This window comes from Sphingomonas jeddahensis, from assembly GCF_001981525.1.
In the GTDB taxonomy this organism is placed as follows: Bacteria; Pseudomonadota; Alphaproteobacteria; order Sphingomonadales; family Sphingomonadaceae; genus Sphingomonas; species Sphingomonas jeddahensis.
The window spans coordinates 342,559-355,243 of sequence record NZ_MPSB01000002.1 but is presented as its reverse complement, the minus strand read 5'-3'; the positions used below and the strand labels follow the sequence as shown (position 1 = coordinate 355,243).

General features: G+C 62.6%; 9 protein-coding genes. 3 read left to right on the top strand and 6 right to left on the bottom strand.

Annotated elements, in window-relative coordinates; translation table 11 throughout:
* Positions 1-39 precede the first annotated feature (39 nt).
* Positions 40-405: a response regulator gene (locus tag SPHI_RS03700; protein ID WP_076743525.1), complete on the bottom strand. Its 366-nt coding sequence runs from the start codon at positions 403-405 to the stop codon at positions 40-42.
* A complete protein-coding gene (locus SPHI_RS03695) occupies positions 402-2,528 on the bottom strand; it encodes an ATP-binding protein (RefSeq protein WP_076743524.1) in 2,127 nt (708 codons plus the stop codon). The genes SPHI_RS03700 and SPHI_RS03695 overlap by 4 nt, the downstream gene beginning before the upstream one ends.
* Before the next feature lie 131 nt (positions 2,529-2,659).
* Here SPHI_RS03695 and SPHI_RS03690 point away from each other — a divergent pair, with 131 nt between their 5' ends.
* Positions 2,660-3,460, top strand: coding sequence for a hypothetical protein (locus SPHI_RS03690; RefSeq protein WP_076743523.1), 801 nt, complete (start codon positions 2,660-2,662; stop codon positions 3,458-3,460).
* A gap of 126 nt (positions 3,461-3,586) precedes the next feature.
* Here SPHI_RS03690 and SPHI_RS03685 read toward each other — a convergent pair whose 3' ends face one another.
* The 4 genes from SPHI_RS03685 to SPHI_RS03670 all read right to left on the bottom strand — a co-directional run bounded on the left by SPHI_RS03685 (position 3,587) and on the right by SPHI_RS03670 (position 8,130).
* Positions 3,587-3,883 carry a response regulator gene (locus tag SPHI_RS03685; protein WP_076743522.1) on the bottom strand — a complete coding sequence of 99 codons (297 nt, stop codon included), beginning with the start codon at positions 3,881-3,883 and terminating at the stop codon, positions 3,587-3,589.
* 562 nt (positions 3,884-4,445) lie between these two features.
* Positions 4,446-4,721, bottom strand: coding sequence for a hypothetical protein (locus tag SPHI_RS03680; RefSeq protein WP_076743521.1), 276 nt, complete (start codon positions 4,719-4,721; stop codon positions 4,446-4,448).
* Between the two features lie 321 nt (positions 4,722-5,042).
* Positions 5,043-7,394: a hybrid sensor histidine kinase/response regulator gene (locus SPHI_RS03675; protein ID WP_083719713.1), complete on the bottom strand. Its 2,352-nt coding sequence runs from the start codon at positions 7,392-7,394 to the stop codon at positions 5,043-5,045.
* Positions 7,395-7,512: 118 nt separating this feature from the next.
* A complete protein-coding gene (locus tag SPHI_RS03670) occupies positions 7,513-8,130 on the bottom strand; it encodes a PAS domain-containing protein (protein ID WP_083719710.1) in 618 nt (205 codons plus the stop codon).
* Between the two features lie 448 nt (positions 8,131-8,578).
* Here SPHI_RS03670 and SPHI_RS03665 point away from each other — a divergent pair, with 448 nt between their 5' ends.
* Positions 8,579-9,094: a hypothetical protein gene (locus SPHI_RS03665; RefSeq protein ID WP_076743520.1), complete on the top strand. Its 516-nt coding sequence runs from the start codon at positions 8,579-8,581 to the stop codon at positions 9,092-9,094.
* A 195-nt stretch (positions 9,095-9,289) separates the two neighbouring features.
* Positions 9,290-12,598, top strand: a complete 3,309-nt coding sequence (locus tag SPHI_RS03660; protein WP_076743519.1) for a PAS domain-containing protein — start codon at positions 9,290-9,292, stop codon at positions 12,596-12,598.
* The last annotated feature ends 87 nt before the right edge of the window (positions 12,599-12,685 follow it).

The window sequence follows — 12,685 nt, the reverse complement described above, 5'->3', positions numbered from 1 at the left end:
AGCGCTCCTGCAGGATTGCTAGCCGGTCCTCAAAGCGAGTCACCTCAAATGCTCGCGGACCTGATCGGAGAGAGTCATCGGATCGAAGGGCTTGGCTAGCACGCCGCGCGCTCCGAGCTTGCGATAGGCGCTGACTTCATGAGACTGCGTGCGTGCCGTGATGAACACAACCGGAATACTAGCCGTGCTGGGTTCCTCTTGTAACCGAGCGAATACGGTCGGCCCGTCCATGCCCGGCATCATCACGTCGAGCAGGATGAGATCTGGCTGCCACGCTGGCGCCGCCTCCAGCGCTTCCGCCCCCGAAGCGCAGGTCCGAATTTCAAAATCGGGGTCTAGTTCCAACGCCATCTGCGCGACCTCGCGGATGTCCGCCTCGTCGTCGACGTAGAGAATTCGTGTCATGCAGGTCGCTCCTTCTGGCCTCCTTTGACCCGCTCCATCACCTCGGCAACCAAGCGTTCAAGGCTGGCGCGGGACTTTACCAGCGTCAGGTCAACATCCTGCGCGCGGCATTGCTCCACCTCCTGCGCGGTGAAGACGACGATCGGAATACGCCTTTGTTGCTGCCGCAACTGGGGGACCAAATCCAGGCCGGAACCGTCCAGCATGCCGACGTCCAGCACCGCGGCATCGAAGGTCTTTCGGCGGATCAACGCGCGAGCTTCTTCAACACTGGTTGCGGACTGGAGGATCGCCAGCCCCTCGAACGCGCTCGACAAGACCCGTAGCACGTCGGGATCATCATCAACGTGCAGGACATGCGGGAGGGACTCTGTCGACCGGCGTTCCTTGAACGCCGTCTCGCCCTCGACAGAAAGCTCCGCAACACGCTGCAGCTCAGCGGCGGGAAGGTCCACGTGGAACGTTGTTCCAGCGCTCTCTTGCGTATCGAACGTGATGGACCCGCCGAGCCGAGTGACGATTTCGCGTACGATGCTCAGGCCAAGCCCGGTCCCTCCCTTCTGCCGCGTGTCCGAGCCGTCCGCCTGAGCGAATTTGTTGAAGATACGGTCTCGGAATGCTTCCGGAATCCCGGTGCCTCGATCAATCACGCTGACGCGATATCGCCGGTCCAGTGCGATCACCTGGACGGTTACCACTGCATCGGGCGGCGAAAACTTGATCGCATTGGAGAGTAGGTTGGTAAGCACCTGCATCAGCCGGTCGTAGTCGGCGAGTACCGCCGCGCCTGTGGGCACCGGCGCAAGTTCCAGCCGGACGCCATATTGCGTGGCAAACCCCGAATTGTCCTGAACCGCGGATTTGAGGATCATGTCGAGTGCGATCGGGCGGACGTCGAACGACATGCGGCCAGCTTCGATCTTCTCGATGTCCAGGATGTCGTTGATCAACCGGACCAATCGTGCCGAATTGCTTTGCGCGATCTGCACCAGGCGCGCCGCCTTCGGCGGGAGCTCGCCTGCGGCCCCGCCAGTGACCAGGCCAAGCGAGCCGGCGATCGAGGTCAGCGGAGTGCGCAGCTCATGGCTGACCGTTGCGACGAATTCGCCCTTCATTTGCTCGATTTGGCGGCGATCCGTGATGTCACGTGTCACGAGCAGAAAGAGGGTCACGTCTGCGAGCCGGACCGGACTGAGTGAAACCTCGAGAGGAAAGGTCGTGCCGTCCGCCCGGTGACCGACGAATTCCTTCACGTCACGAAGACGGCCCTCGGTGTGGCCTTCAAGCCGGGTGAAGAAAGTTTCCAAGCGCCCACGATCCGGGGCGATTTCAAACAAGGTGCCAATGTCACGCCGTAGCAAGGCCTTGTCGGGATAGCCGAACATACGCGCCGCGGAAGGGTTCAGGCTTTCGATGCTGCCGCTGGGGTTCAGTACGATCATGCCGTCGTTGGCGAATTCGAAGATGCTCTCGTTGCGGGCCGCTAGATCCTTGGCAGCCCGAAGTGCTACCGCGCGGGCAGCACTGCTCCGGGCGATCAGCACCACTGCTGCTACCGTAATCAGCAGCAGAAGGGTGAGCATCGCTATGGTTCGGCCCTCAAGCCGCCTGCGCGCGGCTTCCGCAGCCTCGGTACGTCGCCCGAGCTCGGCTCGCTCCAGCTCCTGAATGCGAGCAATGCGACCGCGGATCGCGTCCATCAGCCGCTTGCCCTCTCCTGCGGCCACTAACCGCCGGGCCGCTTCCACGTCGCCCCGCTCTGTCAGATTGATGGTATGTTGCGCAAAACGATGTTTCGCACTCGATTCGTCCAGCAATGCGCGAAGGTCCGTACGGAGGGCCGATCGCATTGCCAGTCGCCCATCGAGCCGATGGAATGTAGCATTCAACTCGTTGCTGGCTTCTCTGTAAGGATCCAGGAAGACCGCGTCGCTGGTGATCACGTAACCACGTTGCCCGAGTTCCAGGTCTTGATGCAGGGACAGGATGCGCTGGAGTTCCGAACGTGCTTCGTAGGAACGGATCACCTCCTGTCGGAGTGCCGCCATCTCCCCGAAGCCCCGTGCCACCGAAAGCGTCAGTACAAGCAGGATGAGGGCAGCGCCGATCGGAGCCGCAATCAAGGATCGTCGCGTCCAGCGTTGTAGGTTTCGCATCCTCGTTTCCGCTGAGTTCGCAGGTTGTTGATAGCCGCGCTCGGGCGCACCTTTGATCGTTAACACACGCGGTAATTACCGAAAGTTAGGAAATAGTGTTGATCGTCGATCAGCCTCGGCGACCGTTCGAGGGCATGGCAACCTGGATTTGGGATCCTGGCGCTTGGGAGCAGCGCGGCGCACCGCTTTTGGCTCGCGCCCGCGAGTTGGGCATCCGCCGGCTGTTCGTCGGGTTGCGCATCATCGACGGGGCGATCTGTGATCCCCACAAGCTAGACCGGTTCGTTCATGAAGCTCGCGCTGCGGGGATCTTTGTGGACGCAGTGGAAGGCGATCCGCAGATGGTGGACCGGCACGGCCTCCGCATCGCGGTCCGAAGGGCACAGGCCATTCGCGCATTTCAGAACAACACGTCGCAGGACGGCCGGCTAGGAGGCGTCCAGTTCGACATCGAACCCTATGTCGGGCCCGGGTGGCGTGGTGACGCGCGCGCCTTTTCTCGCTGGGGGCAAGCGGTGGCAGTTTTGGCCGACGCCGTCGACGAAGCGGTTGATTTGGTGGTACCCTTCTGGCTGCTGGACGGTTCCGCAGACCCGGCGGCGCGCAACATGCTGCTCCGCGTCGCAAGGTGCGTCCGGGTGTTTACCGTGATGCTCTATCGCAGCGATACAGCGGAGTTGCATCGGCTTACGGCTATATGGGCTGCTTGGGGCGGCGAAATGGGAATCCCGATGCGCTTCGCGCTTGAACTGTCACACTCGCAGCCCGCGGAAATCAGCTTCCGAGGAGACCGGATCCGTCTCAGCCTCGCTGCGCATTCGATCAGCCGGAGTGAGTTCCGACCGAGCGCGGGCTGGGCGGTACATGCCGCCCTGCCGGAGGAGGTCACACTCGAGTGAGTCAGACGAACGACAGAAGAGGGGTCAATGGTGAAACATTGATTTCCCTCCTTTCACAGGCGGAACCAGTAGCTGGTGGACCGCATAGCGCCCGTAAGCCGATGTGGTAATCGCGGTTCGAACCTATCAGGTTTCCTGCGGAAGGAGTGCCAACAGACTCGCAGCCAGGTCTGCATTCCGAAATGGCTTCGTGAGCCGAGGCAGGTCCGGCGTGATGCCTTCCTCTTCCGCATAGCCGGAGACGACAAGGATCGGTAGTGCCGGGTGAAGCGCCCGCGCATTCTGCGCCAGTTCGGCGCCGCTCATGCCGGGCATGAGGTGATCGGTGACGAGCAGGTCCGGCTTGCGACCGGTTTGCAGCAGCCGCAGCGCGTCTTCGGCGGAGCCTGCTTCCACGACTTCGAAGCCGAGGTCGTTCAGCATGTCGGCGGCAAGCGAGCCGGCATGCGTCGAGATCGTAGCCTGCGCGCTGGACGGAGGCGAAAAGGCCTTCCTTCTTCAGCTCCCGCACCCGGCGGTCGCTTAGGTCCAGGTGTGCGGCGACTTCAGCTTCGGTGGCCATGAGGAACCGGAACCCCCTTAGGCAGCCCTGGCGCTAGAAAAGTTTCGCGCTCTGCCCCCCGTATTGACCGGATCGACGGGAAGGACCCAAGGGTGGGGGTATGGGTCCGGCATGGGGCAGGCTGGTTGACGCAGGGGCCGTGCAGGCGCGATCGATGAGGCAGGGTTGCCGCGCCTCGATCAGGAAGCGGCGCGCTGTACGGCCTTCCTAGGCGCCCTGCTTAGACCTTCCCTCGCCGCAAGCGACCAGGTCTGGAGAGGATGACAGACCGGTGGACGAGGAGGCGGACCAGCCAAAGGGTAAGACGGTCGACCAAAACTGGAGAGGGCGCAGCTCACGCTGTCCACCCGCCGCACATGCGGCCGGCTCAGGGGAACGACGCGGCTGGCTTGGCACCCTTAGCTCTGCGTGGTCCGAAGCCGCTCATGCGGCCAAAACAGGAACATCGGATAGCTGATCTGGTTGCAGCAGCCAAGAGGCAATGTTGAACGTGAACGGCCCGCCGAACGACACGACGGCCTTGCCCTCGCGCATCTCGACCACGTGGCCGACCAGTCCCGTGAACGAAGGCTCATCGCAGCGCACGCCCTGGCCTTTGTCGAAGCGCGGCTGCTTGGCCTTGCGTTCAGCCAGGGCGATCCGCTCGCGCTCCTTTTCCTCCTTGGCACGCAGCGCGGCGATCTCGCGGTAGCCGATCAACGGTAGGCGCCCTCGTACGGTGCGGGCTTCGGAACCGGGAGACTGTCGTCCAGGTGAAGGTGAGAAGTCGGCATCGCGTTCGTTTAGAATTCATTCGACCACGCACCAAGCACTTGATTCTGCGGCTTCAGGTCAAAACGGCAGACGCCACCGGGGCTGATGGCGAACAGCCGCTTTGCGCCCGGCATCCGAACCTCTGTACCGTCAGCTTTTGGCGCGTAGCTGTGCGCGTGGCCGCGAATAACGAGCGTCGGGTTTTGGGGAGCGCTGAAACGCGGCTGAGCGGCGGATTGTGGGTCTCCGCTGCCGCCAGGGCGCCGGCTAAGGAACGCGTATTTGCGCGTTCACCGACGGCGGCTCACTTGCCTTCCAGTCGAGCCGGCGACCGGGCATAGTACCCGCGAGTTGATTGATTCCTGCGGCAAGCGTCTCGATTTTGTACGGCTTGCGAAGGATCGGAAACTCCCGTTCGTTCTTGGGTATGAACTGCTTGCTGCTGTAGCCGCTGGCCAGGAGCACGGGTACGTCCTCAAAGGTTTCCTTGATCCGCTTTGCGAGCTCGAGGCCGTTCATCCCCGGCATGACGATATCCGAGAACACCAGATCGACGGAGTGCGCCTTCATCAGCTCGAGCGCCTCGTTTCCGTTGGAAGCCTCGATGACCTTGCAGCCGAGATCGTCTAGGAGCTGGCGGGCAAAATAACGGACGTGCTCGCTATCTTCTACGACGAGAACCCTGAGTCCCGCCGGCACCTGGGTGTCGCCTGCGGGCACAAGGGCCCTTTCGCGCTGCCTAGCCGTTCGGGGCAACCAAACCTCAACAGTGGTACCGTGTCCCACCTCGGACTCGATACTCGCCGATCCGCCTGATTGAAGGGCATACCCATGGATCTGGGACAGGCCCAGACCGGTGCCTTTACCTGTAGGCTTGGTCGTGAAGAAGGGCTCGAACACTCGCTGAAGCGTTTCAGGCGAGATCCCGTGGCCCGTGTCACTGATCAACAGCGTGACTCCGTCTTCTCCAGCTCGGGTGACGTTTCTGGTCGTGATGGTGATCCTTCCGCCGCCCGGCATGGCATCACGGGCATTCAGGACCGCGTTGAGTAAAGCGGCTTCCAGTCCCGTCGGATCCACCTCAACGAGCCACAGGGCCGGGGCGAGATCGAGCTTTAGTTCGAAGAGGCTTCCGAGCGTTCGCTGGAGCATCTCGCCCAGTGCATCCAAGCGAACGCTGAGGTCGACGACCTCAGGTTCAAGGGGCTGGCGCCGCGCGAATGCAAGGAGCTGAGAGGTCAGACTGGTTGCTCGCTCTGCCGTCTCCAACATGACGTTCAGATAGCGATTTCGCTTGTCGACGGGCAGATCGGGCTGGCGCAGCATGAAATCAGCCGAGCCGCGCATCACCGTCATCATATTGTTGAAATCATGCGCGATGCCACCTGCTAGCTCGCCAAGCGCTTGCAGCTTTTGCGATTGGAGCAGGGCTTCCTGCGTTTGCCGAAGCTCAGCCTCGACCAGCTTGCGATCTGATATGTCGCGCGTGATCTTGGCGAAGCCGACATGCTCGCCGAGCTCGTTGTAGATCGGGTCGATCAAGACGTGAGCCCAGAACAGCGATCCGTCCTTTCGCACGCGCTGTGCCTGGGCCTCGAACTTACCCTCCCGAAGAGAGGTCTCCAGCGCGGTAACCGGTCTGCCCCGGACGCGATCTTCCTCGGTGTAGAAGAGCGAGAAATGCTGTCCCAGCACTTCTTCCTCCTCATAGCCCTTGATCGCCCTGGCCCCAGAGTTCCAGGTCGTGATCCTGCCGCGGGTGTCGAGCATGTAAATCGCGTAATCGCGTACACCCTGAACGAGCATGCGAAGCTGCAGCGCGCTATCGTAGGTCGCTTGCTCGAGGCGCCGTTTTTCGGTGATGTCCCTCGTGATCTTCGCGAAGCCGACCAGGTCCCCGTCTTCGTGGATGGCGTCGACGACAACATGCGCGAGGAACTTCGTGCCGTCCTTGCGCAGCCGCCATCCCTCCATCTCGAATCGCTTCTTCTCGGCAGCCGTCTTCAGGATGCGAGAGGGGAGGCCGTCGCGCCGATCTTCGGGAAGAAAGAACCGGGAGAAATGCTCGCCGATGATCTCCTCGGCCTCGTATCCCTTGAAGCGCCGCGCACCCGCGTTCCAGGTTGCCACGTGGCCCTGAGTATCGAGCATGTAGATGGCGTAATCGTCGACTGACCCGACGAGTAACTGGAAGCGACGCTCGCTTTCTCGCAGCGCCCGCTCGCGATCCTTGCGTTCGGTGATGTCGCGGGTGATCTTAGCGAAGCCGATCAGCCGGCCGGCATCGTCGCGGATAGGATCGAGAACGGCATTCGCCCAGAAACGGGTGCCGTCCTTGCGCACACGCCAGCCCTCGGCCTCGAAGCGACCCTCCCGTGCTGCCGTCGCAAGGGCGCGCGCCGGAAGACCCGCATCGCGGTCCTCCTGCGTGAAAAAGCGCGAGAAGTGCTCCCCGATGATCTCGTCTGAGGCATAGCCCTTGAACCGCTCGGCACCTGCGTTCCAGGTCACGATCCGGCCCTCTGTGTCGAGCATGTACAGCGCGTAGTCGGTGATCGCGTCGACGAGCCGCTGAAACGTCTCGGCAGGTGGTTGCTTCTGAAACTCGGACGTCGACAAAATCTGATCCCGTGATAGCCCCCCGGCTCAACACCCCAGACCAAAGTCCATAGTGGGTCAAGTGGAGGGTGCAACGGGAATCGCGTGCCGCCTTCTTTCAACGAGGCGGCTGCGCCGCTTACAGGCCGGCCTCGATCGCGAGGCGCATGGCTTCAGCCGTCGAAGACACACCTAGACGCTTTACCATGGCGCCTCGATGCATCTTGATGGTCTTCTCGGCCAGGCCAAGTGCCTCACCGATTTGCCGATTGCGCAGGCCGCGCGCCATCAGCCGCAAGACCGCGCGCTGCTGTGCTGTGAGATCGCTGATACGCTCTGCGGCGGCAGCCTTAACAGCCCCTGCTTGCCGCTCGTTCACTTCCATCTGGCTGCCGACAAAATATGCGAGGCGGCCTCCATCGTCGAAGACCGGCGCCACCATCACGGCATTCAGGAACGTGCTTCCGTCCTTGCGGTAGTTGACCAACTCAACCACCACCGGGCTGGCTCTTGCGACAGCGCGGCTGAGCGCTGCCGACGCCGCGTTCGAGGTCTCCGGCCCGGCGAGGATCCGGCAGTTCTGACCGATAAGCTCTGCGAGGCCGTAACCGGTGAGCTGCTCGAATGCGTGGTTGGCAGCGATGATCGGGTTGTCGCTTAGGTTCGGATTGGTGACGATCGAAGCGATCGGCGAAAGTTGGATCGAACCGACGAGCTCTCGCTCTTCCTTGGAACGCCCTATCAAATCGGTCCTCATCGCTGGTTACACGCCGCCTGGTGCTTTCGCTCGGTTTGCAGCTATCGTAGTGCGCGATTCACGTGAAGGCTCACGAGCCTGTAGGAGGCACGCAGTGGCAGTGTCGCGCCGGCTCTTTGCCACGGCATGAGCGCGAGAGGTGGACCGTCGCGACAACACGGCCGAAGCGCTCTCGGTCACGCAGGTCCCGAAGGCGCTTCGCGTCCTTGAACTTAGCCTCATCGGCGCCCACGATGACTACCGACCATTTGCATGAATGGACGCCTGCTGTCGGGAAGCTACCTGCACTACTGAATGTCACCTGGTGGGTCTTAGCACTCACTTGAGCGGCTTTTAACGCCTGGTGTGGTTGCGCAACGCGACAATGCTGGTGAACACGCGTGGCGAGTAGGCTTGGAACTCTGGGCGCGATCGGCGTTTAAAGCCGGCAGAGCTAAGGAGAGTAGCCATGCCAACGCATGCCATTTTCGACACTCACGATCATGCCACCCGCGCGGTGAACGACATGCGTGCCGCAGGGGTGCGGGACGACTCGATTTCGATGGTTGCGCATCACGGACGCACGACGACCACGACCGACGCTGACGGCAACATCACGGACGAAGATCATACCAACTTAGTTCGCGGTATCCTCGGGGGAGGGGCGCTGGGTGCCGGCTTAGGCGTTGCTGCGCTGGCGATCCCCGGGGTTGGGCCGCTTGCTGCGGCCGGCGCCATAGCTGCGTCTGCGGTTCCCGAAGCGATCGGTATCGGCGCTCTTGCGGGCGCAGCATTCGGTTCCTTCAACGAAGTGCTCAAGAAGCACGGCGTCAGCGACGAAGACGCGGAGTACTACAACCCGCGTATGAAGAACGGCGCGGTCTTCATGTCGGTCGACGACGAAAAGTCGGGCCACGACGCAGCTCGGACTGCGGATCTGATGTATAGCGCGGGCGGACACAATCGGAGCCGCCCGCGGCCGTAGCGCTCAGCCAATAATCAGGGAGGTGGTCCGCAGGACCGCTTCCCGCGAGACCTACCTGGAGATTGCAAACCGAAGACTACGGCATCCGCGAGCGCTTTTCGTCTCCAACTTGGCGTTGTTCCAGTGGGGTAAAAGGGGCATTGCGTTTCTTCGGGTTGGGAAAGTTCAAACGGATTGCGCTCGTTACGAAGCTACATGATCTCGATGGCTGTCGTGCTCGTCGGGTTGGTCTGCGCTGCTGCAGCCATTCTGTTGCACGAAGTGGCGCAATACGGACGATCTCAAACACAGGCGCAGCTTCTGTCCACCACCCGCGCGCTCGGTCTCGTTATCGACGGCGAGCTCGAGCGGTTTGAAGGTATATTGCAGGCGCTGGCGGACAAGAGGTATATCGACGAAGCGGATTGGGCGCACTTCGACGCGCGCGCCCGCAAACTTCTCGCGGACCCCGACGCCTGGATCGTGGTTGGGCAGCGCGATGGCCAGCAACTCGTAAATACGCGTTTGCCGCAGGGCGCCGCCCTCCCGCACGCATCCTATCCACGGCAAATCTGGTCTGTCCTCGATCAGGGCAAGAGCCGGACTTGTGATCTGACCCGGGGGGTGGTGGTCAACCATATCCTGTGCGTCGATGTGCCAGTCGTTCGCGATGGCCGAGCGAAGTATGTGATCTCGGTTATCTTCAAACCACGTTTTCTGCGGTCCGTGCTCGATCGGCAGCATCTTTCTGCGGGCACGTTCGGCACCATCCTCGATCAGAATGGGCGGGTGGTCTGGCGCAACGCCGATCCAGAGAGATTTATCGGAGACCTCGCCACCGCTGATCTTCGAGCCGACATCGCCGCACGCGGCGAAGGCATTCGCGAAAGCACCGCGCTATCGGGAGAGGCGACGCTCGCTGCCTTCAGCAAATCGCCGCGGTCGGGCTGGACGTTCGTCGTCGCGGCGCCTCGTGATCAGGTCACCGCGGCGGCGACAAGGGCCCTATACCTCGGGCTGCTGAGCGCCGTCGTCCTTCTGCTGATCGGGGGTGCGATCGGGCTGCTGGTTGCCAGGCGCGTGACCGAGGCGGTGAACCACCTGTGCGAAGCCGCGCTACGCATCAGGGACGGGGACGCGCCCCGCTACGAGGCGAGCGGGCTGCGCGAGATTGATGCGGTTGGCGCGGTTCTCGACGAAGCCGTTGCCGCTCGCGATCTGCACGAAGAGCGCTTCAACCTTGCGCAAGAGGTGGGAGGTATTGGCGCCTGGGACTGGGATGTTCCGGAGGACCAGGGTCACGTCTCCGATAGCTACAAGGCGATGCATGGGCTCGACCATGTCGCGGGGCCACTGTCGATCGCGCAGGTTCGACAGACGATCCACCCCGGCGATCGAAAGGCTTACGAGGAGAGCCTGATCGCTGCTCGAGGGAGGCGCGAAGCATCGACTCATGAATATCGCGTCGTCCACCCTGACGGCTCGGTTCGGTGGATTGCCTCCAAAGGGCGGCCGATTTTTGACGCCCACGGGCGCTGTGTCCGTGCGGTGGGGATCGTGCGCGACGCCACGGCGGAGCGGTCCGCAGGTCAGCTGTTGCAAGAGACCGTGGATCGCCTGGCACTGGCGACCGAGGCGGCGCAGATCGGGATCTGGGATCTGGATATCCGTCGCGGCACTCTGACGCATTCGGAAGAGGCGCGGATCATCTTCGGTCTTCCCGAAGGACACCCACGCGTGATCGAGGATGTCCTTGCCGTCATGCACCCGGACGACCGACCAGTCGTCGAGGAGCAGATGGCGCGAGCGTTGAGTCCGGCGGTTCAGGACACGGCGCCATTCGAATATCGCGTCGTCCATGCCAACGGCGCGGAGCGGTGGGTGCTGGTCCACGGGCGCGCCGTGTTCGAGGGCGGAGGCATCGATGCGGCCGCGGTTCGATATACCGGGACGGTGCTGGACATCACCGAGCGGAAGCGCGCGGAGCAGGAACTGAACCGTTTGAACGCGCTGCTCAGGAACAATGTCGACGAGCGCACCGCGGAGCGCGATCGCTTGTGGACGATTTCGCATGATCCCTTCGTCGTCGCCAATTCGGAAGGCAGATGGCTTGCCGCCAGCCCCGCCTGGACGACGTTGCTCGGGTGGAGCGAGGAAGAACTCGTCGGTCGAACATCCGAGTGGATGGAGCATCCCGACGATCGGGCGCTAACGGCGGGCGAGAACCAGCGGCTCGCGTCGGGACAGGTGACGACGAACTTCATCAACCGATTTCGCGCGAAGGATGGCTCGTATCGGTGGTTGTCCTGGACGGCCGTGCCGGAAGGCGATCGCTTCTACAGCATCGCACGCGATATCACGGGGGAACGCGAGCGTGCCGAGGCATTGCGCAAGGCAGAGGAGGCATTGCGCCAGAGCCAGAAGATGGAGTCGATCGGCCAGATCACCGGCGGGCTGGCTCATGACTTCAACAACCTGCTGACGCCGATTGTCGGCGCGCTCGACCTGCTTCAACAGCGCGGGCTTCCTGATCCGCGGTCGGGCCGGCTTGTAGGGGGGGCGATCGAAGCGGCAGACCGGGCGAGAATGCTCGTGCAGCGTTTGCTGGCGTTTGCTCGTCGTCAGCCGTTGCAGATCGGTGCGGTGGATGTCGTGGTCCTCACGCAATCGCTGCGTGGCCTGATCGAGACCACCGTCGGATCACGCATCGACGTCGACTTCGAACATCCGCTCGCGCCCCTCTGGGGCAAAGCAGACGCCAATCAGCTGGAGATGGCACTCTTGAATCTGGCGGTGAACGCTCGTGATGCGATGCCGGACGGTGGCAAGCTGTCCGTCAGAGTGGCGATGTTGGAGACGAGCGGCGACACGCACGGCGAGCTAGAGCCTGGCCGCTACGTTTCGATCGTGGTCGAGGACACAGGGATGGGCATGCCGGCGAGCGTCCTCGAGCGCGCGACCGAGCCGTTCTTCTCGACCAAAGGCAGCGGGCGCGGCACCGGCCTTGGCCTCTCGATGGTGCACGGCCTTGCCGCCCAACTTGGCGGGACGATCCGCATCACGAGCCAGCTCGGCGCCGGTACGCTCGTGCAGATCGTCATTCCCGCAGCCGATCCCCCGAGCAGCCAGCAGGAGACGGCTACCAGGGAGATGCTCGAGCCAGCGGGCCGATCAACGGTGCTGCTGGTCGATGACGAAGCGCTGGTGAGGGCAAGCACCGCTGACATGCTGGCAAGCCTCGGCTTCGCCGTCGTCGAAGCCAGTTCCGCTGCGCAGGCGGAGCACATACTGGACGATCAGCCGGGCATCGACCTGCTCGTCACGGATCATCTGATGCCGGAGATGACAGGAACCGAGCTTGCTCGAAAGGCGAAGCTGAGGCGCCCGGACCTGCCAATCCTGATCGTATCGGGCTATTCCGACGTCGATGACATCGCCCCGGACTTTCCGCGGCTTCTCAAACCATTCAGAACTGACGAGCTGCGCCGGAGCATCGCAGCCCTCAGAGCGGGTGTAGCTTCCTGAGGAGCCCTCGCTACGTTGTTGACGCTCCGGCTTTCGGCGGCAAGGTGGAGATCGGGATCAGCATCGTGGCGGTCGCCTCGTTCAACT